The organism is Idiomarina piscisalsi (assembly GCF_003987095.1).
GTDB lineage: Bacteria > Pseudomonadota > Gammaproteobacteria > Enterobacterales > Alteromonadaceae > Idiomarina > Idiomarina piscisalsi.
This window is the reverse complement of record NZ_PIQA01000003.1, coordinates 67,719-93,566: the sequence shown is the minus strand read 5'-3', so window position 1 is coordinate 93,566 and position 25,848 is coordinate 67,719. Positions and strand designations below refer to the sequence as shown.

General features: G+C 47.9%; 25 protein-coding genes. 12 read left to right on the top strand and 13 right to left on the bottom strand.

Annotated features, from left to right (window positions below; genetic code table 11):
• Nucleotides 1-15: 15 nt before the first annotated feature.
• The 4 genes from CWI73_RS05340 to mutY form a co-directional block, all read right to left on the bottom strand.
• The gene (locus CWI73_RS05340) at nucleotides 16-1,269 is read right to left on the bottom strand and encodes a glutamate-5-semialdehyde dehydrogenase (RefSeq protein WP_126751864.1); all 1,254 of its coding nucleotides are present in this window, start codon (nucleotides 1,267-1,269) and stop codon (nucleotides 16-18) included.
• A complete protein-coding gene (gene proB, locus CWI73_RS05335; protein WP_126751863.1) occupies nucleotides 1,266-2,381 on the bottom strand; it encodes a glutamate 5-kinase in 1,116 nt (371 codons plus the stop codon). The genes CWI73_RS05340 and proB overlap by 4 nt, the downstream gene beginning before the upstream one ends.
• Nucleotides 2,382-2,555: 174 nt before the next feature.
• A complete protein-coding gene (locus CWI73_RS05330) occupies nucleotides 2,556-2,828 on the bottom strand; it encodes an oxidative damage protection protein (protein WP_126751862.1) in 273 nt (90 codons plus the stop codon).
• 11 nt (nucleotides 2,829-2,839) lie between these two features.
• On the bottom strand, nucleotides 2,840-3,880 hold the full coding sequence (gene mutY, locus CWI73_RS05325) for an A/G-specific adenine glycosylase (protein ID WP_126751861.1): 1,041 nt from the start codon (nucleotides 3,878-3,880) through the stop codon (nucleotides 2,840-2,842).
• Nucleotides 3,881-3,995: 115 nt separating this feature from the next.
• On the opposite strand from mutY, the gene CWI73_RS05320 reads away from it, so the two are divergent.
• The gene (locus CWI73_RS05320) at nucleotides 3,996-5,084 is read left to right on the top strand and encodes an OmpA family protein (RefSeq protein ID WP_126751860.1); all 1,089 of its coding nucleotides are present in this window, start codon (nucleotides 3,996-3,998) and stop codon (nucleotides 5,082-5,084) included.
• A gap of 112 nt (nucleotides 5,085-5,196) precedes the next feature.
• Nucleotides 5,197-5,916, top strand: coding sequence for a tRNA (guanosine(46)-N7)-methyltransferase TrmB (trmB, locus tag CWI73_RS05315; RefSeq protein ID WP_126751859.1), 720 nt, complete (start codon nucleotides 5,197-5,199; stop codon nucleotides 5,914-5,916).
• Here the strand turns inward: trmB and hemW are convergent.
• Together hemW and rdgB are read right to left on the bottom strand one after the other, a co-directional pair.
• Nucleotides 5,913-7,067, bottom strand: coding sequence for a radical SAM family heme chaperone HemW (gene hemW, locus CWI73_RS05310; RefSeq protein ID WP_126751858.1), 1,155 nt, complete (start codon nucleotides 7,065-7,067; stop codon nucleotides 5,913-5,915). The two genes, trmB and hemW, sit on opposite strands and share 4 nt — an antisense overlap.
• Complete coding sequence (rdgB, locus tag CWI73_RS05305; RefSeq protein WP_380298999.1) at nucleotides 7,067-7,675, bottom strand: RdgB/HAM1 family non-canonical purine NTP pyrophosphatase; 609 nt, start codon at nucleotides 7,673-7,675, stop codon at nucleotides 7,067-7,069. The genes hemW and rdgB overlap by 1 nt, the downstream gene beginning before the upstream one ends.
• A gap of 125 nt (nucleotides 7,676-7,800) precedes the next feature.
• Here rdgB and CWI73_RS05300 point away from each other — a divergent pair, with 125 nt between their 5' ends.
• Nucleotides 7,801-9,531: a potassium/proton antiporter gene (locus CWI73_RS05300; protein WP_126751856.1), complete on the top strand. Its 1,731-nt coding sequence runs from the start codon at nucleotides 7,801-7,803 to the stop codon at nucleotides 9,529-9,531.
• Nucleotides 9,532-9,539: 8 nt separating this feature from the next.
• On the opposite strand, the gene CWI73_RS05295 is transcribed toward CWI73_RS05300, so the two are convergent.
• The 4 genes from CWI73_RS05295 to CWI73_RS05280 are packed head-to-tail and all read right to left on the bottom strand — an operon-like array spanning nucleotide 9,540 to nucleotide 12,072.
• Entirely contained in the window at nucleotides 9,540-9,965 is a 426-nt protein-coding gene (locus CWI73_RS05295; RefSeq protein ID WP_126751855.1) for a DUF4426 domain-containing protein, read from the bottom strand.
• Nucleotides 9,966-10,001: 36 nt separating this feature from the next.
• Entirely contained in the window at nucleotides 10,002-10,529 is a 528-nt protein-coding gene (locus CWI73_RS05290; RefSeq protein ID WP_058576102.1) for a YggT family protein, read from the bottom strand.
• A gap of 8 nt (nucleotides 10,530-10,537) precedes the next feature.
• Entirely contained in the window at nucleotides 10,538-11,362 is an 825-nt protein-coding gene (gene proC, locus CWI73_RS05285; RefSeq protein WP_126751854.1) for a pyrroline-5-carboxylate reductase, read from the bottom strand.
• On the bottom strand, nucleotides 11,362-12,072 hold the full coding sequence (locus CWI73_RS05280) for a YggS family pyridoxal phosphate-dependent enzyme (RefSeq protein WP_126751853.1): 711 nt from the start codon (nucleotides 12,070-12,072) through the stop codon (nucleotides 11,362-11,364). Before CWI73_RS05280 ends, proC begins: the two co-directional genes overlap by 1 nt.
• A gap of 34 nt (nucleotides 12,073-12,106) precedes the next feature.
• Between CWI73_RS05280 and CWI73_RS05275 the strand changes: the two genes are divergently transcribed.
• The 3 genes from CWI73_RS05275 (at nucleotide 12,107) to tsaD (ending at nucleotide 15,364) form a co-directional block, all read left to right on the top strand.
• Complete coding sequence (locus CWI73_RS05275) at nucleotides 12,107-13,141, top strand: type IV pilus twitching motility protein PilT (RefSeq protein ID WP_126751852.1); 1,035 nt, start codon at nucleotides 12,107-12,109, stop codon at nucleotides 13,139-13,141.
• Complete coding sequence (locus tag CWI73_RS05270) at nucleotides 13,141-14,214, top strand: metallophosphoesterase family protein (protein ID WP_241968834.1); 1,074 nt, start codon at nucleotides 13,141-13,143, stop codon at nucleotides 14,212-14,214. Before CWI73_RS05275 ends, CWI73_RS05270 begins: the two co-directional genes overlap by 1 nt.
• 100 nt (nucleotides 14,215-14,314) lie before the next feature.
• The gene (gene tsaD, locus CWI73_RS05265) at nucleotides 14,315-15,364 is read left to right on the top strand and encodes a tRNA (adenosine(37)-N6)-threonylcarbamoyltransferase complex transferase subunit TsaD (RefSeq protein WP_126751851.1); all 1,050 of its coding nucleotides are present in this window, start codon (nucleotides 14,315-14,317) and stop codon (nucleotides 15,362-15,364) included.
• Here the strand turns inward: tsaD and plsY are convergent.
• Nucleotides 15,348-15,938, bottom strand: coding sequence for a glycerol-3-phosphate 1-O-acyltransferase PlsY (gene plsY, locus CWI73_RS05260; protein WP_053954151.1), 591 nt, complete (start codon nucleotides 15,936-15,938; stop codon nucleotides 15,348-15,350). The genes tsaD and plsY overlap by 17 nt on opposite strands.
• A gap of 98 nt (nucleotides 15,939-16,036) precedes the next feature.
• Here plsY and folB point away from each other — a divergent pair, with 98 nt between their 5' ends.
• Both folB and folK read left to right on the top strand, forming a co-directional pair.
• Nucleotides 16,037-16,420 carry a dihydroneopterin aldolase gene (gene folB, locus CWI73_RS05255; RefSeq protein ID WP_126751850.1) on the top strand — a complete coding sequence of 128 codons (384 nt, stop codon included), beginning with the start codon at nucleotides 16,037-16,039 and terminating at the stop codon, nucleotides 16,418-16,420.
• Between the two features lie 9 nt (nucleotides 16,421-16,429).
• Nucleotides 16,430-16,939 (top strand): 2-amino-4-hydroxy-6-hydroxymethyldihydropteridine diphosphokinase, encoded by a 510-nt coding sequence (gene folK / locus CWI73_RS05250; protein ID WP_126751849.1) that lies wholly within the window; start codon nucleotides 16,430-16,432, stop codon nucleotides 16,937-16,939.
• On the opposite strand, the gene CWI73_RS05245 is transcribed toward folK, so the two are convergent.
• Nucleotides 16,923-18,059: a tRNA nucleotidyltransferase/poly(A) polymerase-related protein gene (locus CWI73_RS05245; RefSeq protein ID WP_126751848.1), complete on the bottom strand. Its 1,137-nt coding sequence runs from the start codon at nucleotides 18,057-18,059 to the stop codon at nucleotides 16,923-16,925. The genes folK and CWI73_RS05245 overlap by 17 nt on opposite strands.
• Before the next feature lie 118 nt (nucleotides 18,060-18,177).
• Between CWI73_RS05245 and CWI73_RS05240 the strand changes: the two genes are divergently transcribed.
• The 4 genes from CWI73_RS05240 to CWI73_RS05225 all read left to right on the top strand — a co-directional run bounded on the left by CWI73_RS05240 (nucleotide 18,178) and on the right by CWI73_RS05225 (nucleotide 22,578).
• A complete protein-coding gene (locus CWI73_RS05240; RefSeq protein WP_126751847.1) occupies nucleotides 18,178-19,584 on the top strand; it encodes an ExeA family protein in 1,407 nt (468 codons plus the stop codon).
• Nucleotides 19,585-19,586: 2 nt separating this feature from the next.
• A complete protein-coding gene (locus CWI73_RS05235) occupies nucleotides 19,587-20,279 on the top strand; it encodes a general secretion pathway protein GspB (protein WP_126751846.1) in 693 nt (230 codons plus the stop codon).
• A gap of 111 nt (nucleotides 20,280-20,390) precedes the next feature.
• Nucleotides 20,391-22,175, top strand: coding sequence for an acyl-CoA dehydrogenase C-terminal domain-containing protein (locus CWI73_RS05230; RefSeq protein ID WP_126751845.1), 1,785 nt, complete (start codon nucleotides 20,391-20,393; stop codon nucleotides 22,173-22,175).
• Nucleotides 22,156-22,578, top strand: a complete 423-nt coding sequence (locus CWI73_RS05225) for a hypothetical protein (protein ID WP_126751844.1) — start codon at nucleotides 22,156-22,158, stop codon at nucleotides 22,576-22,578. Before CWI73_RS05230 ends, CWI73_RS05225 begins: the two co-directional genes overlap by 20 nt.
• Nucleotides 22,579-22,663: 85 nt before the next feature.
• Here the strand turns inward: CWI73_RS05225 and putA are convergent, their stop codons facing one another.
• A complete protein-coding gene (putA, locus tag CWI73_RS05220) occupies nucleotides 22,664-25,831 on the bottom strand; it encodes a bifunctional proline dehydrogenase/L-glutamate gamma-semialdehyde dehydrogenase PutA (protein ID WP_126751843.1) in 3,168 nt (1,055 codons plus the stop codon).
• Between the last annotated feature and the right edge of the window lie 17 nt (nucleotides 25,832-25,848).

Here is a 25,848-nt window from a genome sequence, read left to right as displayed (position 1 = left end):
GAAAGTCTGTCGCAATTATTCGCGAATTTGGCCGTTACCGGTAACCACGAATTTTTCTGTTGTCAGCGCTTGTAAGCCCATTGGACCGTAAGCGTGAAGCTTACTAGTCGAAATACCAATTTCTGCGCCTAAACCAAGCTGACCACCGTCAGAGAAACGAGATGACGCGTTTGCCATAGTGACGGCTGAATCCACTTCACGGATGAAACGCTTCGCCGTGTCATCGTTCTCGGTAACTATGACTTCAGTATGGCCACTACCAAACTGCTGAATGTGCTCCAACGCTGCGTCGAAATCATCGACGGTGCGAACGGCAATTTCCAGTGCCAGGTATTCTTCACCGAACTGGTCATCGGCAATTTCATCAGCACCATCAAAATAACCGACTGAGCGTTTGTCCGCGTGAATAGTGACGTCTTTCTCACCTAGTGCTTTAGCAGCCATAGGCAGGAACTTATCGGCGACGTCCTGGTGTACCAACAAGCCTTCCAATGCGTTACACACACCAGTACGCTGTGTCTTACCGTTCAGTAAAATAGCCAGTGCTTTATCCAAATCAGCGTCTTTATCGACATACAAGTGACAAACACCTTTGTAATGCTGAATGACTGGAATTTTACTGGTGTCACTCACGTAGTGAATAAGACCTTCACCACCGCGAGGGATGACCAGGTCAATGTAGTCTTTTTGCTGCAGCAGCTCGGTCATTAATTCGCGATCGGGTGTTGGCACTACGGTAATAACGTCTTTTGGCAAACCACTTTGCTCTAAAGCTTCATGCAATGCTTCGGCAATGGCTTTACTGCTTTCAATGGCTTCGCGACCACAACGCAGAATGACAGCGTTACCAGACTTAAAGCATAGCGCACCCGCGTCTGCGGTTACGTTAGGACGTGCTTCGTAAATCATGGCAATAACGCCAAGTGGAATACGCATCTTTTCAATCTTAAGACCGTTAGGACGCTCTTCCAGTATATAGCTGTCACCGACTGGGTCTTTCAGGTTGATAATTTCTTCAATAGCAGACGCCATACCTTCGACACGTTCTGGGGTTAACTCCAGACGGTCCATCATGGCATCGCTTAGGCCTTTTTCTTTGCCTGCTACCAAGTCTTTCTTATTCACTTCAATAATCTTGTCCTGGTGTGCGCGAATAGCGTCAGCCATTTTTTGCAGAACTTTGTTTTTGTCTGCTTCTGGTAACGTTGCTACGGCACGTGCCGCTTTGGCAGCACGTTGTGAAATTTCTTTAGCTAATTGCTGGCTCATGAATCCTCCAAAATCATTAAATCGTCGCGGTGAATCACTTCTGTAATTGGGCTATAGCCAAATTGTTCGGCGATATCTTCTGTTTGCTGCCCTTTAATGTGCATAAGCTCGTGCGAGCTGTATTGGCAGATGCCCTTAGCTATAGCGTCTGTGTCATTGGCACTACGCACCAACACAGCATCACCGCGATCAAAATCACCTTGTACGTCAACGATGCCTGAACTTAATAACGATGCACCGTTCTCAACCAGCGCTTTCTCTGCGCCTTCATCAATTAATATTTCGCCCTGTGCAACCAGGGTATGTCTTAACCAATGCTTTTTATTGCTAATTGGATCAGACTGACGGCGGAAAAGTGTTCCCGGAATTTCGCCTTGCAGCAAAGATTCGAACGTTTCGCCTTTACCACCATTAACAATATATGTGTCGATACCATGCGACGTTGCTTTCTCAGCAGCTTCAATCTTCGTGCGCATACCACCGGTACCTACGTCACTCACTGAACCACCAGCTAATGAATAGATACTTTCATCTATTTGCTCAACCACTGGTATTTTCTTAGCGTCAGGGTTGAGGTTCGGATCTGCGTCATACAACCCATCAATGTCTGAGCAAATAAAGAGCGCATCAGCGTCGACAAGTGTTGCGACCATTGCAGACAGGTTGTCGTTGTCGCCAACTTTCATTTCGTCAGTAGCAAGCGCATCGTTTTCATTCACAACAGGCAAAATGTTGTGTTCTAACAATCTGTTGAGTGTGTTTTTGATGCTGACATAACGAGCTCTGTCGCGTAAGTCACTATGCGTCATGAGTAGCTGAGCGCAGGGGAAATCGAAAAAGCGCGACCAGTATCCCATCATTTCATTTTGGCCAACTGCCGACATTGCTTTACGAACAGCGACAGGTACTTTTTTATGTTCGAAATGAATATGCTTGCGGCCGGCAGCAACACTGCCTGAAGAAACTAAAACGACTTCTTGTCCGCGTTCATGACACTCGTTAATGAAACGAGCTATGGGTAATAAAAATTTGGTGCTAACCCCAGTTTCATCTGGCGCGATGAGCGCACTCCCCACTTTCAGTACGGCTCTTCGCCAGGATGGCGCTTTCATAAAGACTCCCTTTTGTTGAATTCGTTAGTAGTCTAACAGATTGCCCGAATGAGCTCCAGTAACGCCCATAAGTTATAACTATTGTCAATATATTAGAGAATCATAGAAATTGACAAGAAAAATAAAAAAGCCCCTGTAAACAAGGGGCTCTGGCATAGTTAAAGCGATTAGATGTTAGCTTTCTGGCGGTGTGTAGCCTTCAATATGAACATCCTTACGCTCGAACAGGAAGTCAGTCATTTGCTTTTCTAAAAACTCACGGTCATTAGGGTCCATCATATTTAAGCGTTTTTCATTAATCAGCATGGTCTGCTTCTTCTGCCATTCTGCCCAGGCTTCTTTTGATATATGGTTGAAAATACGCTCTCCCAGCTCGCCGGGATATAGCTGAAAGTCGAGACCTTCAGCTTCTTTTTGTAAATATTCGCAAAATACAGTACGGCTCATAATTCGCTCACTTATTTGTTCAGTTCTTTAAGTAGTTTAACGGTTGGAGCGGCAAAGCCCAACTGTTGCTTTGAATCCAGGTTAACCCACATAGCATTATTAGATTCGCTGAGGGAGTATGGTTTCTTAGATGCGGTAATGACGACCGGAAAACAGTCTAAATGAAAGTGACTGAAAGTGTGACGAAATTCAGTCAATGACTGAGTCGATTCAGCAGCAATGCCGAATGTATCCAGAATGCTCTCTATTTCCGTATCAGCCTGCGCTTGAGGAAAGCCCCAAAGCCCCCCCCAAATACCCTGTTGGGGGTTCTTTTGCAGTAACACTTCATTGCCGCACTTAATAATCAGTAGTTGTGTCGACTTTACGGGCTTGGCTTTTTTCGGCTTTTTGCCAGGATAAAGTTCAATAGTATTGCTGGCAAATGCTTTGCAAGTGGCAGCAATAGGACATCGGTGACACTCAGGCTTAGTCCGCGTACAAACGGTGGCGCCAATATCCATCATAGCTTGATTATAGTTGCCGCATTCTTCTCTGGGGGTTAATTCATCACTTAATTCCCAAAGACGCTTTTGCACGGCTGTTTTACCGGGCCAACCATCCACCGCAAAGTGCCTGGCTAAAACTCGCTTGACGTTGCCGTCGAGAATCGGTGCGTATAAGCCGTGACCCAAAGACAGAATAGCACCTGCTGTCGAGCGGCCTATTCCGGGCAGTTCTTCCAGAGCGTCGACGGTATTCGGGAAATTGCCGTTGAAATCCTGACTAATAATTTGGGCTGTTTTGTGTAAATTTCGGGCTCTGGCGTAATAGCCAAGCCCAGTCCATAAGCTTAAGACGTGATCTTGTTGTGCCTTTGCCAACGTATAGATGTCCGGAAAGTCATTCATAAAACGTTGGAAGTATGGGATTACGGTCGTGACTTGAGTTTGCTGCAACATAATTTCGGAGACCCACACCTTATAAGGGGTCTTATTTAATTGCCACGGTAATTGTTTGCGACCAAATTGGTGATACCAATCAAGAATTTTGCTGCTAAATGACTGAGTCAACTGTAAATCTCTGCAAATGGAAATGACTTTTGAAAAAAATGTACTACGCTTTACATCATAAACAGTCTCTCATATTTAGAGCTGATTTGTTATTGCACCGAAAAGGAGATTTGCAATGAAAGCAGTAAACTTAATTACCTTATCTTTAATTGCTGCGGGCCTGACAGCCCCGGTACTCGCGCAACAAACGGAAGCAGACAAAGATGACTTCTATTTAGGCGCACGCTTAGGCGTATTCTCGGCAGACGATGATCGCGTTGCGGTCGACAATAACCAGTTATTCTTCGTTGATGACGGCTTTAAAACCTTTACGTCAGGCATTGAAGCCGGTTACATGATGACTGAAGCTTGGGAAGCTCGCATTTATTACGATTACATGGAAGCCGATTTAGTCGGTGGTGGCGATGCATACGGCGATAGTTATGGTGTAGATGCTCTTTACCACTTTAATAACAATATTTATGCCGGCTTGGGAGTAAACAACACTGAAATTGGTGATGTTACCGATGTTGCTGCTCGTGCCACAGTGGGTCATCGCAGCTTCATTAACGACAACTTAGCATGGCGTATTGAAGGTGGTGTCCAGCGCGGCTGGGAAGAAGACTACACAGAGATGTTTGCCAACATTGGTTTACAGTGGTTCTTTGGTGGTCGTGACGCAAGCCCTGAACCGCGTCCAAGACCAGAGCCGCAGAAGGCTGCACCAGAACCTAAGCCAGAGCCTAAACCTGTAGACTCGGACGGTGATGGCGTTATTGATGCGAATGATAAATGCGCGAATACGCCAAAAGACTACTCAGTTGATAAAGATGGCTGCATTCAGTATGAAAATGAAACCATCACAGAAGAGTTACTAGTAGAGTTTGACCTGAACTCTTCGAAAATTCGTGACAATGCGTTTGATGACATTGAAGAAATGGCTGAGTTCATGAAAGAGCATCCTCAGTTGGATATCACTATTCATGGTCACACTGATAGCACAGGTGAAGTGGACTATAACCAGTGGTTATCTGAGAAGCGTGCTAAATCAGTTGCTGACGCATTGGTTAACCGTTATGGCATTGAGAGTAGCCGTGTAGACTCAAAAGGTCATGGTGAGTCTCAACCAAAAGTCCGTGAAAACAGTGCGGCAGATCGCCAGGCTAACCGCCGTATAGAAGCGATTCTTAAAGTGGTTAACCGCGTACCAAAAGAGCGTGAATAGTACGTTGTATTGATACGTTGAAACAGCGATAATATCGCACGAGATATAAGCAGGCCTGATTATTCAGGCCTGTTTTTTTGGTGTTTAGCTGTTATCAATGGTTTAGGGACTAATGAGTCATTTTAAAAGTGCGGAAGAAGCTGCTGCGGCAGGTAAATATGTAAGGACGGTGCGTAGCTTTGTTAAGCGAGAAGGGCGTTTAACAAAAGGCCAGGCAGGTGCGATAGAGCGTCAATGGTCAAAAATGGGACTATCACTGACCGACGGAATGCTGAATTTTGAGCAGGTCTTTAACCGTAAAGCTCCTGTCACCTTAGAAATTGGTTTCGGTATGGGGCATTCATTAGTGGAAATGGCGGAGAATGACCCTGAGCGCAACTTTATTGGCATTGAAGTACATGAGCCCGGAGTTGGCGCATGTTTAATGGCGGCTGAAGAAGCTGATTTAAAGAATTTGCGCGTGTTTCATGAAGATGCCGTAGAAGTGCTTAAGCAGTGCGTACCCGATAACAGCCTTAATTGTGTGCAAGTATTCTTCCCTGATCCCTGGCACAAAAAGCGTCATCACAAACGCAGAATTATCCAACCTGAATTTGTTGAACTGCTTATTAAGAAATTAGAAGCTGGCGGCATTATTCATTTAGCAACCGACTGGGAAAACTACGCAGAGCATATGCTTGAAGTATTGAACGGCAGCAGCGCTCTGACTAATTTATCCGAGTCGGGTGGTTACATTCCAAGACCTGACAGCCGCCCGAAGACGAAGTTTGAGCGCCGTGGTGAAGGAAAAGGGCATGGCGTGTGGGACCTTCAATTTAAAGTCCTTAATTAATCGAGAAGCGTGTCTAACACTGAATTCAGAAAACGGTGGCCCTTGGGAGTGAGCTCCCAGGCTTCATCGTTTTCGGTCAGTAGCTCCAGCCTTATTGCTTTGTTGAGTTGCTGTGACGCCTGCGACGATGGCAATCCTGTTGTGTTTTCAAAGCGCTGTTTAGAAACAGGTTCCAACAAGCGAAACTGATTCATAAAAAACTCAAAGGTTAAGTCGTCTTTAGCTACTTCATTGAGCTTATAACGCAGCGGCTTGGTTAAATCGAGGTAGCCTTTTGGATGTTTAATTTTCTCACAGCGAATGATGCGTTGCTCTTGTGCGAGCGTCACTTTGCTATGAGCACCGCAGCCAATGCCCAGGTAGTCACCAAACTGCCAGTAATTGCGGTTATGGCGACTCTGGTGGCTGGGTTTAGAGTAAGCGCTAACTTCGTACTGCCTATAGCCCGCAGCCTCCAGAAGCTCATGCCCTTTTTGATAAATGTCCCAGAGAGTTTCTTCATCGGGGAGCTCGGGAGGAGAGCTTGCAAACATGGTATTTGGCTCAATGGTGAGTTGATACCAGGAGATGTGCGGTGGATTGAGCGCAATGGCTTGCTTTAAATCATCCATGGCGGCATTTAAAGATTGATTAGGCAGTCCATGCATTAAGTCTAAATTAAAACTTTTTAGCGGCAGTTGTGACGCGTGTGCAGCAGCCTCGCGGGCTTGTTTCGGGTCGTGTATGCGGCCTAACCGGGACAACTGCTCTGATTGCAGGCTTTGCACACCAATAGATAAACGAGTGATGCCTGCTTTAACAAAGTCAGCAAACTTTTCTATTTCAAAGGTGCCAGGGTTTGCTTCCATGGTAACTTCGCAATCATCGGTTAAAACAAGCAGCTGTCGAATGCCATCCATTAATGACTGCATTGCGGCTGCACTCAGTACACTGGGCGTGCCGCCACCAATAAAGATCGATGTAATGTCTCTCCCTTGTACCCAATCTAAATCGGCTCGCAAATCATCTAGTAGTCGGGCAACGTACTCTCGCTCAGGAATTTCTCCCGACAGCTTGTGCGAATTGAAATCGCAATACGGACACTTTTGGATGCACCACGGAATATGAACGTAGAGCGATAGCGGCGGGAGCTTAAGTTTAGGCGCTGTCATTAACTCAATTGACTCAATAGTTGTTGTAAAGCCTGGCCGCGATGACTGAGTTGTTGCTTTACAGACGGCTCAAGCTCTGCCGCTGAACACTTGTGCTGCTCAACCCAAAATACGGGGTCGTAACCGAAGCCATTTGTGCCTTGCGGTGAGGTCAAAATAGAGCCGTGCCACATACCGTGGCAAATCAGTGGTGTCGGGTCTTGAGCACTTTTCATATAAACCAAAACGCAATGGAATTGCGCCAGGCGCTTCTCAGTTGCTATGCCCGACAGTGCTTGCAGTAACTTTTCGATATTATCACTGTCCGATGCATCTGTGCCGGCGTACCTTGCAGAGTATACGCCCGGGGCACCGTTCAAGGCATCAACTGCCAAACCTGAATCATCGGCAATAGCAGGCAGTCCGGTTTTTTCACACGCGTGGCGCGCTTTAATTATAGCGTTCTCTACAAAAGTAGTGCCTGTTTCTTCGGCCTCTTCGAAAGACCAGTTCGACTGTGGCAATACTTGCCAGTCTGAGGTACTCGCATTGCCAGCCAGCATTGCCTGTAATTCTTTGACTTTGCCCGGGTTTCCCGTTGCTAGTACGATTTCTTTTGCTGTTGCCATCATTGATACCTCATGCCTGTTCGGCGCACAGGATATCGGTTTTTGGCGGAATTTGAAATCTTCACAAAGAAAATGGACAAAGCTGTTATGATAAAAGCAGAAAAACGATAAGAAGGAGCTGTTATTTGGACTCTGCGAATACCCTAATTCTGCTGTGCGGCTTGTTGTTGGTTGTTAGCATTCTCGCAGCTGTTGCATCCAATCGGCTGGGAGCCCCTGTGCTACTTACCTTTCTTGTCGTTGGAATGCTAGCCGGTGAGCAGGGTATTCTGGGAGTCGAGTTCAATAACCCCGATATTGCCTTTTTTATTGGCTCGGCGGCATTGGTTATTATTCTCTTCGATGGCGGTATGCGAACTCACCCTGAGCGTTTTCGTGTGGCGCTCTGGCCGGCAATAAGTCTGGCAACCATAGGTGTGGCGTTAACCTGTACTATTGTGGCTACGTCTGCGGTGTATTTATTTAATTTGCCCTGGCCAGCAGCTTTACTGATGGGCGCAATTTTAAGCTCTACTGACGCCGCAGCAGTCTTTGGTATTTTCCAGTCTCGCGGTTTGCAAATAAAAGAGCGGGTGGCATCGACGCTTGAAATAGAATCAGGCAGCAACGACCCCATGGCAGTCATTCTCACTTTAACGATGACGGCTGCGGTTGCCAGCGGAACCATGACCGAGTGGCATTGGATGGCGTTAGATATAATCTGGCAGCTTATCGGTGGTTTGGCAATTGGCTGGCTCGGAGGGCGGCTGTTTATTGTCGCTGCGCGAAAACTGCCATTAAGCTTTAGCTTTTTTCCGTTACTGGCCATTGCCTGTGCAATCACAGTCTATGCATTAACCGCTAAGCTGCACGCGAGTGGTTTTTTAGCGGTTTACCTAATGGGCTTTGTCATTGGTAATGGGCGCTTACCCCAGCTCGTTCACATTCTGCAAGTTCAGGATGGCCTGGCCTGGTTAAGTCAAATGGCCATGTTCCTTATTCTGGGTCTACTGGTTGTACCGTCTCACCTGGTGGCGAACGCACCTATTGCGATAGGTATTGCGGTGGCACTTATTTTCGTCGCCAGACCGCTGGCGGTGGTTATCAGCTTATTGCCGTTTAGTTTTCCCTGGCGAGAGCAAGTGTTTATAAGCTGGGTAGGGTTAAGAGGGGCGGTACCTATTATTCTGGCGCTGTTTCCATGGTTAAGTGGTGTGCCGAACCAAGAGCTCTATTTCGATATTGCTTTTGTGGTGGTTATGATTTCGCTCATTATTCAAGGCTGGACGATTGCTCCCGTGGCTCGCTGGCTTGGGCTTGAAGTGCCTTTAAAGGCACAGCCGCAGCAGCGTATGCCTTTATCGTCTGTGCCAAGCTCTGAGTCGCTCGAAGTATGGCTATATCGTATTGATAAAACATCACCGGCCTGCGACCGAACATGGAAAGACCTTAAACTAACGGCTCCAGCGACCTTTGTTGGAATTATACGGGAAGGAGAGTGGTTACAGCCGGAAACCCAACCGATGGTGCAGGAGGGGGATGGCTTGCTTGTCGCCGCTACTGTAAAAGATATTGATGAAGTCAGTCGAATTCTTGCGTCAGGCGGTAAAGGGCTGAAAGTGAACGAAAAAGAGTTCTTCGGTGACTTTACTCTTAAAGGAGACTTAACCCTGGCTGATGTCGGCAGCTTCTACCCGCTGGGCGATTTGGACGAGGGCTTGCTGAGTACCACTATTGCGGACTACTTCTCGCAGAAATTTCATCGGCGGGTGGTTATTGGTGACAAAGTCAGTTTGGGCGATGTTGTGTTAACGGTACGAAACGTTAGCGAAACCGGAGATATCCAGTCCATTGGTGTTAAACCGGTGAGTAACTAAGCCAAAAGTCAGTCGTTCAACCAAAACTCCTGATTAAATTTTAAGATTTGCTCGTCGCCAATATTGATGGTGAATCGCAAGGTTTCGGCGTTGGTGTAATTAAATTGAGTAATGTAGTACACCGCCTCTGCTTCAGTAATTTTCTGAAACTCCAATGACTGAATCTGACCAAGGGGATTCACAACCTGGCCCGTAACTTCCAGCTCTTGCGGCGCTTGTGTATTTTTATCAAGCACGGATATGTTCAGCACACCTTTAGAAGCACTTCGGGTAATACCGTAGGTAGCTGCAACTTTAGGTGCTAAAAAAGTGGAAGTAAAAGCACTGTAGTGAACGTCCCAGTTGCCTAAAGTCTGTTTTTGCTCTGCGTATGTTGCGCTCGAAAAAACGGCAACAAAGGCAACACTTAACGCAAACAGGGTACTTTTCAACATAACTTTTACTCCCACCTTATGTTTTATTAACTGAGCTTATACGCCAATTAAAATACGCAAAAATTGCAACGCAATAATGGCGACAAGCACCGACAAGTCAAGGCCGCCTAGTGGCGGTATAACTTTGCGAATAGGCGCTAAAACTGGCTCAGTTATTTGGTGCAGCATGGCTTCAACGGGGTTATACCCTTGTGAGAACCAGCTTAGAATCGCCCGAATAATCAGCACCCAGAACAACATCGACAAGAAGCTGCTAATGGTTGCCAGTACGCCTTGAATGACAATAACCAAAGCGCCTGCAGCGAGACCGTTCAGCCACACCAAGGCGGCGACTTTGAGGATTCCTAGCGCCAAAGCGAGCAGCAGGCTTGCCGTGTCCAGTGAACCAACACTGGGCATAAAGCTTCTAAGCGGCCCAACAATAGGTTGTGTCGCCTTATAAACGAATTGACTGACCGGATTATAAAAATCCGCTTTGGTCAGCTGCATCCAAAGTCGCAACAGAACAATGATCAGGTAAAGATCAATGAGCGTGGCGACTAAAAACGTAAGCGCGTTATTCATACTGGCTCCTAGAAGAGTTTCGCCATTTCCTGATTACGGTTAACGGCGGCTTTGACCGCTTTATCTGAAATACCGTGCAAGTCGGACTCTTGGTACGCTTCTACACCTTTCGCTGTAGAACCACCTTTGCTGGTTACTTGTTTACGCAAGTCTTCCAGCGATAAGTCGCTTTCTTTCGCCATTTGCGCGGCACCTAAACAGGTTTGTTGTACCATCTCGCGAGCTTTCTCGGCATCAAAGCCAAGTGCCGTGGCTGCTTTTGCCAAGCTGTCCATAAATTCGAAGAAATACGCTGGACCACTACCGGCAACCGCTCCCAGAATGTCTAGCTGGTCTTCGTCGGCAACCCACAGGGTTTCACCAACACCGTTGAATGCTTCAGTAACAAAGTCTTTGTCTGCCTGATCGACTGAGTCGTCGGTCACTAAACCTGACATGCCCTGACCAACCAGTGATGGTGTATTTGGCATGACACGAATAATACGAATGCGCTCGCCCAAATACTCGCGGTATTTTGGAATACGAATGCCTGCAGCAATCGTAATAATGAGCTTATCGCTTAAGTTACTGACGTTTTCACGTAAGTGAGTGCACACCTCTGACATTAATTGTGGCTTCACTGCCAATACAATCGCATCGGCTTTTTCGACCACTTCCAGGTTGTCATTGCTGGTATTAACGCCCAGCTCCGATTTCATTTTCTCAAGCTTTGCGTCACTTGGGTTACTGACCCAGACTTTGTCAGCAGGATAACCGCTTTTGCACATACCACCGACAATACTTTGTGTCATATTACCGGCACCAATAAATGCAATGTTGCGAATGTCTTTCATTATGACTCCCGTTGTCCAAAAATTGCTGTTCCAATACGTACCATAGTAGCACCCTCGAGCACGGCTTGTCGCATATCGCCGCTCATTCCCATCGAGAGTGTGTCAATTTGCTCGCCGTACACCGCTTGCAGTTGCTGGTATAGCTGGCGCATTTTCGAAAAGCTATCTCTACGCTCCTGCTCTGAGGTTCCGGCCTTTAGAATGGTCATTAGCCCTCTGAGCTTCAAGTTCTCGCAGTTACTGACAAAGCGTGCCAGGTTCTCAACATCATCTGCCGATAACCCCGATTTGTTATCATCGTCATCAATATTTACTTGCAGTAATACGTTTAACGGCGGTTTGTCTGAGGGGCGCTGCTCGTTCAGGCGTCGGGCTATTTTTTCTCGCTCAATGCTTTGTACCCAGTCAAAATGTTCGGCAACATCTTTCGTCTTATTGGACTGCAACGGACCAATGAAGTGCCACTGTAACTGATTAAAGCCTTCGGCTTGTAGCTGCTGAATTTTTTCGACGCCTTCTTGAACGTAGTTTTCACCAAAGTGTACTTGGTCTGCTTCTGCCGCTGCTTTAATAGCATCAATGGAATGCCTCTTGCTGACAGCCAGCAACTCAACAGATTGTTTGTCACTAGACTCCTCGCCTAATATCTTTAATTGCTGACGGAGGTTAACAAGGTTATTTTGTATTTTTTCTGATACCTTAATAGTCATAGCAATCGTCATCTCATTGATTCAGGGACAGGATATGAATGTTAGCGAATTACTCGCCTTTAGTGTGAAACAAAACGCTTCCGACTTACATTTGTCGTCAGGAAGTCCGCCTATGATAAGAGTTGATGGGGACATTCGGGCCTTAAATCAACCCATGCACTCAGCTGAAGAATTAAAAAGCAACTTGTTCGCGATAATGACCGAATCGCAGCAGGACGAGTTTAACTCGCGCTTTGAATGTGACTTTTCTTTTGAAATAGAGGGTGTTGCGCGTTTTCGAGCTAACGTCTTTACGCAACGAAAGGGTATTGCTGCTGCGTTTCGGATGATTCCCAATAATGTCACGACACTAGATGAGCTCGGGGCACCTGCAAGCTTTAAGGACATTATTGATGCGCCCCGAGGCTTAGTACTAGTGACCGGCCCAACGGGCTCTGGTAAGTCTACGACTTTAGCAGCGATGGTGAATCATATTAATCAAACCCGTTCGCAGCATATTTTAACCATTGAAGACCCCATTGAGTTTGTGCATGACAACCAGAAAAGTCTGGTGAGTCAGCGTGAAGTGCATCGCGATACCCGAAGTTTTAGTGCGGCGTTGCGCTCGGCTTTGCGGGAAGACCCGGATGTGATTCTGGTGGGTGAAATGCGTGACCTGGGAACCATTCGATTGGCGATGACTGCCGCTGAAACCGGGCATTTGGTGTTAGGTACCTTACATACAACGTCAGCGCCGAAAACCATAGACCGCATTATTGATGTGTTCCCGGGCGACGACAAACCAATGATTCGCTCAATGTTGTCGGAGTCTTTGCGGGCGGTTATTTCACAAACCTTGTTGAAGCGCACCGGCGGCGGGCGTATTGCCGCGCACGAAATAATGGTATCGACACCAGCTATTAAAAACCTGATTCGTGAAGACAAAGTGGCGCAAATGTACTCAGCCATTCAAACCGGTGCTGAAAAGGGAATGCAAACTCTGGATCAAGCGCTTAACAAATTAGTATCACGTGGCGATATAGATGCAGAGGAGGCGCGTCGATGCGCTGCGAATAAAGAGGACTTCTAATGCGTTCTTGCCAACGATTGAATAATACATCGATTGTTGCCCAGCTACTGTTGGGGGCTTTACTACTGTTTTTGACGGCAACCACTCAGGCTCAGCAGAGCACTCGGGTGGCTTTTGGCTGTTGCATGGATCACAGCAGTCGACAAGAGGTTTGGGATGCAGTTAACCATGCGCAACCGGAAGTTTTTGTGTTTTTGGGTAATACATTAGATGTTGAAGCGGATGACATGGATGACTTGCTTGACGCTTATGAAGTCTTTAACCGCTTCCGCGGGCCTCGAGTGCTGCGGCGTGGTTCAGCAGTAATGTCTGTTTGGAATAAAGCCGATTACAGCATTGATGGGCATGCCGGTAAGACTAACCCTCAGCGCTACGCTGTACGAAATCACTTTTTGACCTTTTGGCGGGAGCCGGCAACCTCTGAACGACTGTTTCAGGAACATGGTATTGCGAAAAGCGTTATTTTTGGCAATGAGCCGCAACGGGTGCAGGTCATTGTGCTCGATGGTCGCTGGAACCGTGACGAGTTAGAGCAAGTCGGCTGGATGGAGCGACAAACGCGCCGCTTTAATGCTGATTTAGGACCTTATCAACCGAATCGAGCGGGCGATCTGCTTGGCGACAATCAATGGCAATGGCTGAAAGAGCAACTGCAAAAGCCCGCTGAAGTAAGAATTTTACTCAGTGCGACGCCAGTACTTGCACCGGCCAACGGTTACGATAGCTGGTCAATGTTTCCTAAAGAGCAGGACAGATTGAAATCTGTTCTGCAAGAGTTACAGCCTTCGGGACTCATACTGGGTGTCGGCGACCGCTTGTTTGGCGAATTTTCTAATACTGATGATTACTTGTCTTACCCGCTTTGGCAGGTCACTGCCGGCAGCATTAATTTAGGGAGTGACACTCCCTATTCGTCCGTATACAGAGACGGACAAGCTTATGAAGACAGTCGTTATGGTCAAATAGAGGTGATTTGGAAAGAGCAGCCGGAACTGGTTTTAACGCTCCGTGACGTTGATGGCCGGCCGCTCGATAGCCGTCGCTTATCCCTTAGTGAACTGCAGGCAAACTAGGGAGTAAAGTGGCATAACTTTTTGACTCTGGCGAGTCATAGCCGCAAAAATCAGGTAAAATACCGATAATTGTCGTTAAAAAGCATCATCGGTGAGTAGTATGCGAGTGTTAGGTATTGAAACGTCTTGTGATGAAACAGGTATTGCGGTGTATGACACTGAAAAAGGGCTGTTGGCTCATCAGTTATACTCGCAAGTAAAGCTGCATGCTGACTACGGTGGTGTGGTGCCTGAGCTGGCGTCGCGAGATCACGTACGTAAAACGTTGCCGTTGGTGAAAGCAGCACTGCAAGAAGCGGGTATAACACCGAAAGACTTGGATGGCGTGGCTTATACTAAAGGTCCCGGCCTGGTCGGTGCTTTGTTAGTCGGCTCCTGCATAGGCCGAAGCCTGGCCTTTGGGTGGGGGCTTCCGGCTGTTGGTGTACACCACATGGAAGGCCATTTGCTGGCGCCTATGCTGGAAGATGATCAACCCGAATTTCCTTTTGTCGCTTTATTAGTGTCGGGCGGGCACACTCAGCTGGTTCAGGTCAAAGGTATTGGTGACTATGAGTTGTTGGGTGAGTCTGTCGATGATGCTGCCGGTGAGGCTTTCGATAAAACCGCTAAATTAATGGGACTCGACTACCCGGGCGGACCGAGGCTCGCAGCACTTGCCGAAAAGGGTGTGAGTGATCGCTTCACGTTCCCTAGACCCATGACAGACCGTCCAGGTTTGAATTTTTCATTCAGTGGCTTAAAAACCTTTGCGGCAAATACATTAGCGGCTAATGACAACAGTGAGCAAACACTGGCGGATATTGCCCGGGCGTTTGAGGATGCGGTTGTTGATACCTTACTTATTAAATGCCGTCGTGCGTTAAAGCAAACGGGGTATAAGCGGCTGGTCATTGCTGGTGGAGTAAGTGCTAACAAACATCTAAGGGCCGAGCTCGAGGCGTTAATGAAAAAAGTGAACGGGCGCGTTTTTTATCCTCGCACTGAATTTTGCACTGACAATGGTGCCATGATTGCGCTTGCCGGCGCTTTGCGTTTGCAGGCGGGAGAGCGCGAAGCACTGAGCGTTAAGACATATCCGCGCTGGCCAATGACCGACTTAGAGCCGATGCAGGTGGCCAAGCCGACAGCTGCTACTGACGGCGTTTAAAGCCTTTTTCCTGGCCGGATGTCAGGCGGACGATGTTTGACTGGTGTCGCCACAAAATTAACAGCGAAATCATAATAACCGGCACGGTGTACTGCGGCTTTATCCAATACGCATAAAAAGGCGCCAGACAGACAGTGATAAGCGCGGCAAGTGATGACACTTTGCTTATTTTGAAGACCACAAGCCAGGTTGCAATCAGCAGTAACGCCATTTCCCAGGCGACCGGGAACATGGCGCCTAATGCCGTAGCGACAGCTTTGCCACCGCGAAAATGAAAGTACAGCGGGAAAATGTGACCCAGACAGGCAGCCACCGCTATTAGCCCTAAGAAAAAGGGCTCTATACCTAAAAAGTACGAGCCCCAAACCGGCACCATGCCTTTTAATACATCAAACCAGAGTGTGAGCAAGGCCGGAATTTTTCCACCAACCCGATAGACATTAGTCGCCCCCGGATTACCAGACCCCTCCTTTCGAGGATCAGGCAGGCCCCATAATTTACAGATAAGCACAGCACTACTGATAGAGCCTAAGAGGTAGGCTGTCAGAATCATCAGTATGGTTAACGCTGTCATAGGGTACGAATCCCTCTTTTGTTAGGGTAGACTGCGGTTTAAAATTAAGGTTTATAGAATAAGCGGTTTTTGCCGCAATTACTATGGGGTGAGTGAAAATGGAACAAGCGGATATCGATGTGGTTAGCATTGAAGGCCTCAGCGTCGACACCATTATAGGTGTGTATGACTGGGAGAAAGAGAAGAAGCAAACACTCACTTTAGATATTCAAATGAGCTGGGATAACCAAGCCGCCGCGAAGTCCGATAACTTAAACGACGCTCTTGATTACGCCCTAGTCAGTGAAAAAGTGACTCAATGGGTTACTGAAAAGCCTCGTCAGTTAATTGAAACCGTAGCCGAAGGCGTTGCTAGCTTAATTCTCAATGAGTTTGGCGTGCAGAATGTCGAGGTGAAGGTGTCGAAGCCCGGTGCCGTCCCCAATGCTGCTAATGTCGCGGTGACTGTTCGTCGCAGTGTTTTCGACAGTCCTTTCGGCTAAGGGGTCAGTGTGGCAGTTGTCTTTTTAGGACTTGGCTCAAATATCGATAAAGAACAGCATATTTTGTCCGGCTTAAGGGCATTAGCTGACAGCTTTAACTACCAGCAACGCTCACGTATTTTTTTGAGCGAGGCGGTGGGGTTCAAGGGAAGCGACTTTTACAATCTTGTCGTAGAAGTTACTACTTTGCAGCCGGTTGAAACGGTATTAGCGCATTGCAAGCGCATTGAGCAAGAAAACGGCCGCAAACCCGACAGCGCTAAGTACAGCCCCCGCTCGCTAGACATCGACGTGTTGCTTTACGACGATATGGTGCGCGAAAAAGCACCACAGCTGCCACGCCACGAAATAACTGAAAATGCGTTTGTGCTTTGGCCTTTGGCGGAAATAGCCGAAAACAGACAACACCCGATTTTGAAGAAAACTTACGGCGAAATGTGGCGCCAATATTGCCAACAGCCTGAACAGCAAAACTTAACTCCGCTGGAAAACACCGACTGGCTTAAAGAGTTTGTTTAAGCTCGTGCTTAAGTGTTTCCAGTCGCTTTTCTTTTATCGCAAGCCCAAGTTGTTCGCCGGTGAAGCCTTCATTTATCAGTGCCTGAGGGCTCACTTCCGAAGCCTTTATCGCGGCTTGCGCCAGTTGCTTGTTTTGCTCAACAATATGCTCTGAAAATTTGGTGGCTTCATGCTCTAACTGACGTAGCAACAGTAGCTGTTGCAGTTTTTCCGGGCGGCGCCAGTAGTCTATCGACTGCAATGCCTCAGCAAATGTCTCGGCGGCCGGCAGCTTTGTTGAAAGAATGAAGTCACTATTTCGATCAGCAAGTACAGCGGCATCACGATACTCATTGGGTATTGCCAATACTTTGCAAAAGCTGGGTATATTTTCGACAGGCGACTCGCCAATAAACAAACTCGCAAAAATAAGCGGCTTGGTAAGCTCGGTTTGAGATGCGCGGAATTGAGCCGCCTTGTGTAAGCGGTTGAGATTGCTGCTCTTCGCTTTGAACTGCTTAAGAACCTGATTTAAACCACCAATATCAGCCAGGGTACTCAGAAATACGTCCGGGTTACCTGTGCTTAATGACTTTTCCCATTCCAGCCACACGCGCTCAGGTGTCAAGGCTTCAAGCTCGCCGGAGTGAGCTATTTTGACCAGTAACTCATGCGTTTCATCGGCAATGGTAAAACCTAAGTGCTTAAACCGGGCAGCAAAGCGAGCAACGCGAAGCACCCTTAAGGGGTCTTCTTCGAACGCCGGTGACACGTGGCGTAACTTTTTCTGTTCAATGTCACGCAGGCCACCGTAGGGATCTATCAGCTGGCCATGCTCGTCTTCGGCTATGGCATTGACAGTAAGGTCGCGGCGCACCAAGTCATCTTCTAAAGTGACATCCGGTGAGGCGAACACATCAAACCCTTTGTAGCCTTTACCATTCTTACGCTCAGTGCGGGCGAGGGCATATTCTTCTCTGGTTAGTGGGTGCAAGAATACCGGGAAGTCTTTTCCCACTTGCTGGAAGCCCTGGTCGAGCATTTGTTGTGGCGTTGCGCCAACAACCACCCAATCACGTTCTTTAACGGCTAACCCCAGTAACTTATCGCGAACAGCACCGCCGACTAAATAGGTTTGCACTCATGACTCCCCGGTTAAACGCCATACTTAGTAAAAGTGATCATCGCTAATCACTGGTGGATGTGCAAGCAAGTCGTTACACTGTTGGTTAAATAATAATAAATTGCGTACAACGCTTATGTATCAAAACTATTTTGGTTTGCAGGCAGAGCCCTTCTCCATAGCGCCAGACCCTAATTACCTTTACCTGAGTGAACGGCATCAGGAGGCGTTAGCTCATCTGACTCAAGGCTTGCAGGGCAGTGGCGGTTTTATCTTATTAACCGGCGAAGTCGGCACGGGCAAAACAACAGTGTCACGGGCGCTTATTGAGCAGTTACCTGAGTCGACCGAAACGGCCTTTATTCTAAACCCCATGCTGAATGAAGATGAGCTGCTGGCGAGCCTGTGCGATGAGTTTGGTATTCGCTATCAAAAACGCTCGGCAACACGAAAAGTGCTGACGGATAAACTCAGCCAGTTTTTGCTAAAAGCCAATGAAGACGGACAGCAATGTGTGGTGCTTATTGATGAAGCGCAGCACTTAAGACCGCAGGTGTTAGAGCAGTTGCGCCTGCTGACCAACCTGGAAACACACAATAAAAAGCTATTACGCGTTATTCTCATTGGGCAGCCTGAGCTCCAGGATTTGCTGCGTCGTCAGGAGTTAAGACAGTTAGCTCAGCGAATTACGGCGCGCTATCACTTATTGCCCCTTACTGAACAAGATACACAGCGTTATATTGCCTATCGATTGCAAGTGGCAGGGGCGAACCGACCACTTTTTACAGCGGCTGCGGCAAAAAGAGCACATCAGCTGACACAAGGTATTCCGAGGCTTTTAAACCTATACTGCGACAGGGCTCTGCTGGCTGCCTATACCGATTCGTCACCAGAGGTAAAGCCTGCTCATTTGAACCAGGCGGCTATTGAACTGGACGGTCCATCGAAAAGGGGAAAGCCGAACAAGACAAAGGCACTTTCTGTCGCTGGGAGTTTATTACTTTTTGCGGTGGCGACAGTTGCGACGTTTTGGTACAGCTCACCTTCACCAAAAACAGTGAAAGTGACGAATGATTATGCGTCGGCGCAACAACTTACCAGCGTTTGGGGACTGCCCGAACCACCAGAGTCAGAGCCTTTTTGCCAGTGGGTTGAACAGTATGACTTAGCCTGTGCCCGCATGAACCAAACTTTGCAGCAGCTGAAAAGTATTAATTATCCGGCCTTGTTGTATCGCAAGGACTCTTCTCCATTATTAATGACAACCGAAACGCCGACAACGACCGACGGCTGGACGGGCCAATTTTTACTGCTCTACCAACAAGCTCCGGCCGAAAACGCGGAAGATAAGCAAGAGTGGATTAGAGCGCAGTTAAAACGTCATTTACCGGAAAAGCTGCACGACGCAGACTCGTCCAGCCAGTTTCGAGAGCTCCAACTTAGCAACGGGTTAAAAGTCACCGGAGAGCTTGATGCTGCAACCTTGGCGTGGTTAGCATCGAGAGCATCCAACTTCGGTCCAAGATTAAAGGGGGGCGAATAATCATGTCGTCATTACTAAAAGCATTAAAACAGCAGCAGTCTCCCTTATTGAAAAACAAAAGCGTATTAGACAGCTCTCTTATTGCGCAAGACAGAGAACGGACCAGTCGCCTGTGGCTGATTTGGCCGTTGGCACTTGTTTTGGGCGGTGCAACGGGGTATGCGGCCGCATTATGGTCTGGGGAGCCGGGCGCAGATGCTAAAGTGACGGCCTCCGACTTCTCGTGGGGAGAGGCGGTTTCTCCCCCGAAAGTGAGCTGGGAAGCAACACCGACAGAGCCAGAACCGTCGCAAACAAGTACGAGTAATAAAGTCGAACCTCAAGCCCAGGCACAGCAGCCAGTGGAGAACCAGCGAGAAGCCCTGGATTTATCGAGTGTTTCCCCTGAGCTTTTGAGTCGCTTTCAAGATGCCGTTGAGCAAACCGGGGGAGCGACAGAAAGTAAAGTGAGTGTGGTACCTTCTTTGTCTGACTTGTCGACCGCATTCCAACGACAAGTGCCAGGGTTTAGCTATGACAGTCACATGTACCGGAGCAGTTCAAGCGACCGTTGGATTGAGCTAAATGGACAGCGTTTGTATGAAGGTGATAGCTACCAAAGCTTAAATATCATTCGCATAGAGCCGCATCAGGTGGTACTTGCGCTTGACTCTAAAGCCTTTTCGCACCCTGCTTTAGAAGACTGGAAACGATAGAAATTATTGACATCCCGCAATGGGATTCATACTCTTGTGCGATACAGTTTAAACAGGTGTTTAAATTAAGGGTTTAAATTCCCTGTTTGGTTCAGACAAGAGGTAAAAGATATGGCGGATTACAGAGCTCCACGTGATGATATGGACTTTGTCCTGCATGACGTTTTTAATGTCGCAGCGGATTGGGAGCAGGCTCCTGAACTGGCTGAAATGATGGATGTTGAAACCGCAGGTGCGATTCTTGATGAAGGCGCTAAGGTAGCCGAAAACTTAGTGGCTCCGCTGGCGCGCGAAGCTGACGAAGAAGGCGTTAAGTTTGAAGACGGTGTAGTCACAACGCCTAAGGGTTATAAAGAAAACTTCCGTCAGTTAGCCGAAGGTGGCTGGGTTGGTGTTACTGCTAACCCTGAGTTCGGCGGTATGGGGCTGCCTAAGTCGTTATCGGCGCAGTATGAAGAAATGCTGTGCAGTGCAGATATCGCTTTTTCACTATACCCGGGTCTTACTTCCGGGGCCATTATGGCCATTGACTCCCACGGCAGTGACGAACTCAAAAATCATTACTTACCACGTATGGTTTCAGGTGAGTGGACAGGTACTATGTGTCTGACCGAACCTCACGCCGGAACCGATCTCGGTATTATCAAAAGCAAAGCTATTCCATCAGAGGATGGCAGTTTTGAAATTAGCGGCACGAAGATCTTCATCACAGGTGGTGAGCATGACTTAGCGGACAACATTGTTCACTTAGTGCTGGCAAAACTGCCTGACGCACCGGCGGGTACTAAAGGTATTTCGCTGTTTGTGGTTCCGAAATTTTTATCCGATGCCGAAGGTAATTTAACAGAGCGTAATGCCGTAAGTTGTGGCTCTATTGAGCACAAAATGGGCATTCATGGTTCAGCAACCTGTGTGATGAACTTTGACGGCGCTAAAGGCTGGTTGGTTGGCGAGCCGCATCGTGGTTTGCCCGCTATGTTCACAATGATGAACTACGAACGTCTGGGCGTTGGTATTCAGGGACTAGGTGCAGCAGAGCGCTCTTATCAAAATGCTTTGGAGTACGCGAAAGATCGCATTCAGGGACGCGGCGCGAAAGCGACTCGAAATGACAGCGCTGAGGCAGATTCCATTTTAGTGCATGGTGACGTGCGTCGCATGCTGCTGACCATGAAAGCGTTGACCGAAGGCGGTCGTGCATTTTCGACTTGGGTCGGTCAGCAGCTAGACCGCTCAAAATACTCTCAAGATGATGCGGTTCGTGAAAAAGCCGATGCTATGGTGGCATTACTGACGCCTGTTGCTAAAGCGTTTTTAACCGATACCGGTCTTGAGTCGACTATTCACGGTCAGCAGGTGTTTGGTGGTCACGGCTATGTGCGCGAATGGGGGCAAGAGCAGTTGGTTCGCGATACCCGTATTGCACAAATTTATGAAGGTACTAACGGTATTCAGGCACTCGACTTGCTGGGCCGTAAAGTAGGGGGCTCGCGTGGCGAACTGCTGAAGCCTTTTGTGGAAGAAATAGCAACATTCCTACAGGGGATTGCAGGCAACAGTAACTGGGCTAAAGAAGCTGAAACTTTGCAGAAGTCACTGCAGGACTTAACCAGTATCAGCGAAGAGTTACTGCAAAAAGCGGCTACCGATGAAAACCTGGTGAACAGTGTTGCGGTAGAATATTTGCACTTGGTGGGATATATTTCTTACGGTTACATGTGGTTACGAATGGCCGTTGCGGCTGAGCAAAAACAAGCTGAAAAGCCTTATCTGGCTTCAAAAATTAAAACAGCGCGTTTTTACTTTGCTCGCATTATGCCTCGTACTCACGCATTATTGGGTGCAATTAAAGACGGCAGCGAGAGTTTATACTTACATGACGACGAACAATTCTGAAACACTTCAGTTTTATCGTGATAGCCGCCGCCCCCAAGCCTGGGGCGGCTTTTTTTTGGCGTTGTGGATGGCAATTTATATTGGTGGTGTAGTGCCGATATGGGTTATTGCGGTTGGCGTCTTACTGACCATGGCACTCATGGCTGGGATAGTGATTAAGTTCCGGCCCAAACAGCTCGCTGCAAGTTGGGACGGTAAGCAGCTCGAAGAACGGCGTTTAATTTTGCCGCCCAGAACGCACACCTTGAGTAACCCACCGAAGTTGCTGCGTTATGAAGATGATATAGCTGCTCTGCAGTTCAGGGACGAGTCGAATCACCTTCATGAAGTTTATGTTGTGTTTGATGAGGACTTACAGGAAAGCGTCGGCGGAACTGAGGTAGAACTTATTGATAAACGCTGAGCCTCTTACTCAGTCATCAATAAAAAACGCCGCAACGTTTAACGTTAGCGGCGTTTTTCTTAATACTCAATAACGGGTTACTTAATTAGTCATCCAGTGATAGCAGTGTGGCATTACCGCCAACGGCTGTGATGTTATCACTGCGTGTTTTCTCGGTAATAAAACGAGTAAGGTAGTGAGGACCACCGGCTTTCGGCCCTGTACCTGACATGCCGCGACCACCAAATGGTTGCACACCAACAATAGCACCAATTTGGTTACGGTTAATGTACACGTTACCCACATCAATTTTGCTGGCAACCTCGTAGGCAAAGGTTTCGTTACGGCTGTGAATACCGAAAGTTAAACCAAAGCCGGTGTTATTGATGCTCTCAATAACTTCCTCAATGTTGTCGGTTGAATAACGAATAACATGCAGAATTGGGCCAAAGTTTTCTTTTACCAGCTGACTGATGCTGTCAATTTCGATAGCCGTTGGCGCAACAAAAGTACCACCCATTGTGTAGTCCGGCATTGGCGCGCGGGCAATCAAACGACCGGCTTGTTGAATATCGGTAATATGCTGCTCAAGGTTCGTCTTGGCAATGCCATCAATCACTGGGCCAACATCGGTTTCATGCAGTAACGGGTCACCGACTTGCAACTCTTCCATGGCACCACGTAGTAAGTCGATAACACGGTCAGCGACGTCTTCCTGAACAAATAATACACGAAGTGCAGAACAGCGCTGACCGGCACTTTGGAATGCACTGGCAACAACGTCTGTTACAACCTGCTCCGGCAACGCCGTTGAGTCAACCATCATGGCATTTTGGCCACCTGTTTCGGCAACTAACGGCACGATAGGTCCTGTGCGAGCCGCAAGCGCACGGTTAATAGCTTGTGCTGTGTAAGTAGAGCCAGTAAAACAGACACCGCCAATATCTTCTTGTGATGTCAGGTAACTACCAACTTCCGCACCGCTACCCGGCATGTAATGCAAAACATTACCCGGAATACCTGCTTCTAGCGCAAGTTGCACTGCGCGGTAAGCGATAAGACCAGTTTGCTCGGCCGGTTTGGCGATAACCGAGTTACCGGTCACCAATGCTGCGGCGACCTGGCCAACGAAAATGGCCAGCGGGAAGTTCCATGGGCTAATACAGATGAAGGTACCACGACCTTCCACAAACAGTTCATTGTCTTCGCCAGTTGGCCCCGGTAGCTGAATAGGCGAGCCCATCAACTCACGCGCTTGGTTAGCGTAGTAACGACAGAAGTCGACGGCTTCCCGAACCTCATCAATACCGTCCTGCAAGCCTTTACCGGCTTCAACGGAACACAGTGCAATAAGCTCGTTGCGGTTGGCTTCCATTAAGTCGGCAAACTTCTCGAGGCACTTAGCTCTCTCTTCTACAGGCACCTCTCGCCACTGCTTGTATGCTTTGTTTGCACTTTCAAGCGCTTCTTCAGAAAGCTTTTTGTCGCCCCAGTAAATACTTCCCACTTGTTTAGCCGTTTCTTGTGGGCTGGTGATGCTGACATGGTGGTCGGTTTCAACGGTTTTACCATTGACAATAGGACCGCCTTGCCATTGTTTGTCGCGATATTGCTGAACTGCTGCAATAAAGTCATCTGCTTGTGAGTGAATATTCATATTCAATCCTAATGAATTTGTGCGATCCCCATAAATTTGAGGAGGAAGTGGAATCTTGCTATTAGCGTACTTCTCGTAACCCGATGCTGTTTTCATCGGGTGCTCGACCAGGTCATTAACCGGCGTGTCGGCGTCTAATAGCTTATGAACGAAAGACGAGTTAGCGCCGTTTTCTAAGAGTCGGCGAACCAGGTACGGCAGTAAGTCTCTGTGTGGACCCACTGGCGCATAGATGCGTACGACCATGCCCGGGTTTTGTTCCATAAGTGTGTCGTACAGACTGTCACCCATACCGTGCAAACGCTGATATTCAATACGGCGTTTGTGAGTTTCGTTCATGTGCTGGATGCTCATAATGGTTTGCGCATTATGCGTCGCAAACTGCGGATAAATTGCACCGTCTGTGTCATCACTTAACAAATAGCGAGCGCAGGCTAAGTAGGAAATATCACTGTGCGATTTGCGGGTAAAAACTGGATACCCGGTCAAACCATTTTCCTGAGTCCACTTAATTTCGTTATCCCAGTAAGCACCTTTTACCAGGCGTACCGGAATCTCATCACCACACTCTTTAGCCAGTGCAGTAATCCAGCATAAGGTTGGTAAAGCACGTTTCGAGTAGGCTTGAACGACCAGGCCAAAACGCGGCCAGCCTTTACAGACACCACTGCGATAGACCTTTTCAAACAGCTCTAACGATAACTCATGACGGTCTGCTTCTTCGGCATCAATAGTAACGCCGACGTCCGCTTCCTTGGCCAGCTTGACTAGCTCCGTCAGAGTAGTTGCTAATTCGGTTAGCACACGCTCATGGTTAGAGGCTTCATAACGCGGATGCAATGCCGACAGTTTAATTGAAATAGTCGGTCGAGGAGCGTCCGGGTTATTGAATTTCTCTTTGGTAATAGTCTTAATGGAGTTGACGTACTGCTGCTTATAATAAGTTGCGTCTTTCGCAGTCAGTGCCGCTTCACCTAACATGTCGTAGGCATGGGTATAACCTTTATCGCGGTTATCGCGACTCTCTTTAAGCGCTTCTTCAATAGTGCGCCCTAAGACAAATTGCTTACCCATAATCTGCATGGCGGCATAAGTCGCCTTGCGAATAACGGGTTTACCCATTTTGCGAACCAAGCGTCTGAAAGCCCCTCTGGGTGTTTCCATCGCTTTACCTGTAGGGTTAGTCACGCTATTGGTTAGCGCTAACGCCCAAGTGCCGGTATTAACCAGCCAGGACGCACTTTTACCCATATGTTTCTGCCAGTCACCACCGGACAACTTATCCTGAATAAGTGCATCGGCAGTGTAGCCATCGGGAATCCTTAGCAAGGCCTCGGCGAGACACATGAGGATAATGCCCTCTTTAGTGTCTAAGCTGTACTCTTGCAGGAAAGCATCGACAACACCGTTGTCGGCTTGCTCTCGAACTTGCTCAACTAACTTAGCTGCGCGTTCGGTTACTGCGCTAACCGTTTCTTCATCGGCAGGAACAAGCGGCAATAACTCGCGCATATATTGGTCTTCATCGACAATATAATTGTCAGTTATCGCTTGTTGCAGAGACTTTAAGTCTTCTGCCTGATGCTGTTTGGATAGCACCTCACTCGCTTTGAACATAGCATCTCCTGTATAGC

Excerpts from the sequence above, each read along its gene's own strand:
- CWI73_RS05340 (WP_126751864.1), bottom strand. The coding sequence starts at position 1,269 with ATGAGCCAGCAATTAGCTAAAGAAATTTCACAACGTGCTGCCAAAGCG.
- proB (WP_126751863.1), bottom strand. The coding sequence starts at position 2,381 with ATGAAAGCGCCATCCTGGCGAAGAGCCGTACTGAAAGTGGGGAGTGCG.
- CWI73_RS05330 (WP_126751862.1), bottom strand. The coding sequence starts at position 2,828 with ATGAGCCGTACTGTATTTTGCGAATATTTACAAAAAGAAGCTGAAGGT.
- CWI73_RS05320 (WP_126751860.1), top strand. The coding sequence starts at position 3,996 with ATGAAAGCAGTAAACTTAATTACCTTATCTTTAATTGCTGCGGGCCTG.
- trmB (WP_126751859.1), top strand. The coding sequence starts at position 5,197 with ATGAGTCATTTTAAAAGTGCGGAAGAAGCTGCTGCGGCAGGTAAATAT.
- hemW (WP_126751858.1), bottom strand. The coding sequence starts at position 7,067 with ATGACAGCGCCTAAACTTAAGCTCCCGCCGCTATCGCTCTACGTTCAT.
- rdgB (WP_380298999.1), bottom strand. The coding sequence starts at position 7,675 with ATGGCAACAGCAAAAGAAATCGTACTAGCAACGGGAAACCCGGGCAAA.
- CWI73_RS05295 (WP_126751855.1), bottom strand. The coding sequence starts at position 9,965 with ATGTTGAAAAGTACCCTGTTTGCGTTAAGTGTTGCCTTTGTTGCCGTT.
- CWI73_RS05290 (WP_058576102.1), bottom strand. The coding sequence starts at position 10,529 with ATGAATAACGCGCTTACGTTTTTAGTCGCCACGCTCATTGATCTTTAC.
- proC (WP_126751854.1), bottom strand. The coding sequence starts at position 11,362 with ATGAAAGACATTCGCAACATTGCATTTATTGGTGCCGGTAATATGACA.
- CWI73_RS05280 (WP_126751853.1), bottom strand. The coding sequence starts at position 12,072 with ATGACTATTAAGGTATCAGAAAAAATACAAAATAACCTTGTTAACCTC.
- CWI73_RS05275 (WP_126751852.1), top strand. The coding sequence starts at position 12,107 with ATGAATGTTAGCGAATTACTCGCCTTTAGTGTGAAACAAAACGCTTCC.
- CWI73_RS05270 (WP_241968834.1), top strand. The coding sequence starts at position 13,141 with ATGCGTTCTTGCCAACGATTGAATAATACATCGATTGTTGCCCAGCTA.
- tsaD (WP_126751851.1), top strand. The coding sequence starts at position 14,315 with ATGCGAGTGTTAGGTATTGAAACGTCTTGTGATGAAACAGGTATTGCG.
- plsY (WP_053954151.1), bottom strand. The coding sequence starts at position 15,938 with ATGACAGCGTTAACCATACTGATGATTCTGACAGCCTACCTCTTAGGC.
- folB (WP_126751850.1), top strand. The coding sequence starts at position 16,037 with ATGGAACAAGCGGATATCGATGTGGTTAGCATTGAAGGCCTCAGCGTC.
- CWI73_RS05240 (WP_126751847.1), top strand. The coding sequence starts at position 18,178 with ATGTATCAAAACTATTTTGGTTTGCAGGCAGAGCCCTTCTCCATAGCG.
- CWI73_RS05235 (WP_126751846.1), top strand. The coding sequence starts at position 19,587 with ATGTCGTCATTACTAAAAGCATTAAAACAGCAGCAGTCTCCCTTATTG.
- CWI73_RS05230 (WP_126751845.1), top strand. The coding sequence starts at position 20,391 with ATGGCGGATTACAGAGCTCCACGTGATGATATGGACTTTGTCCTGCAT.
- CWI73_RS05225 (WP_126751844.1), top strand. The coding sequence starts at position 22,156 with ATGACGACGAACAATTCTGAAACACTTCAGTTTTATCGTGATAGCCGC.
- putA (WP_126751843.1), bottom strand. The coding sequence starts at position 25,831 with ATGTTCAAAGCGAGTGAGGTGCTATCCAAACAGCATCAGGCAGAAGAC.